1 protein-coding gene is annotated in these 1,028 nt (G+C 39.3%); it reads left to right on the top strand.

Going from position 1 to position 1,028, the window contains the following annotated elements; translation table 11 throughout:
• The first annotated feature begins 41 nt into the window (after positions 1-41).
• Complete coding sequence (locus TY87_RS22385; protein WP_100188762.1) at positions 42-986, top strand: IS1595 family transposase; 945 nt, start codon at positions 42-44, stop codon at positions 984-986.
• The last annotated feature ends 42 nt before the right edge of the window (positions 987-1,028 follow it).

The following is a 1,028-nucleotide window of genomic DNA, read 5'->3' as shown; positions in this document are numbered from 1 at the left end:
AAGGGCTATCCATTTAGAGCAACCAATGTCAATATATAGTGATGAACAAAAAATCTTCTTCACTCAAAGCGGGTATTGATTACCCTAAAAATTGGGGTCAATTTGTTGACTGGTTTCACGATGAGCAAGCTTGTCGTGATTATCTACACACGCTTCGTTGGCCTAATGGTTTCATATGCCCGAATTGTTTAGCAAATAATGTGCCCTATACTCTTCCCAAAAATAAACTTAAATGCGTTCAGTGTCGGAAACAAACTTCTGTCACAGCAGGTACTATTTTTGATAAAACCAGAACGCCTCTTAAGGATTGGTTTGCTGCGATTTGGTATCTCACCAATCAAAAAAATGGAGTGAGTGCGCTTGGCATACAGAGTTTGCTCGGGCTTGGCAGTTATCAAACGGCTTGGGCGATATTACATAGATTACGTTACGCAATGATCAACCCTGAAAGAGATAAATTATCTGGACTTGTTGAGGTAGACGAAACCTTTGTTGGTGGTGTAGTCGATATAAATCAACAAGATAAGAAGAAATTTGTTGTGTTAATTGCAATAGAGTTAATAGAACCAAAAGGGTTTGGTCGCATTAGATTACGACAGGTCGACAAAGCGACAAAAAACAACATTGAGCAATTCATAAAAGATGTTATTGAGCCGAATAGTCAAATTCACACAGACGGATCGGCGGCTTATGGTTCCGTTGATAACATGGGATATTCAAGAAAAAAGACCGTACATCTTGGTTCAAATATACCAGCCCACGAAACCATGCCAGGCGTACACCGTGTGGCTTCTTTACTGAAACGCTGGTTGTTGGGAACCTATCAAGGTGCAGTTCAATCTAAACAGCTCGATTACTATTTGGATGAATATACCTTTAGATTTAATAGAAGAAAATCTCGGTCTAGAGGGCTATTGTTTTATCGATTACTTGAACAATCAGTCACAACAAAACCCCTAACCTATAAGGGCATTAAAACCAGATAAACACTAGATGTAGTGTCTGGTTGCTCTAAATGGATAGCCCTT

The sequence above is a fragment of the Marinomonas sp. BSi20584 genome, from assembly GCF_002792415.1.
GTDB classification, from domain to species: Bacteria; Pseudomonadota; Gammaproteobacteria; order Pseudomonadales; family Marinomonadaceae; genus Marinomonas; species Marinomonas polaris.
The sequence above is the reverse complement of the archived record's forward strand: the minus strand, read 5'-3'. Positions and strand labels throughout refer to the sequence as shown.

Excerpts from the sequence above, each read along its gene's own strand:
- TY87_RS22385 (WP_100188762.1), top strand. The coding sequence starts at position 42 with ATGAACAAAAAATCTTCTTCACTCAAAGCGGGTATTGATTACCCTAAA.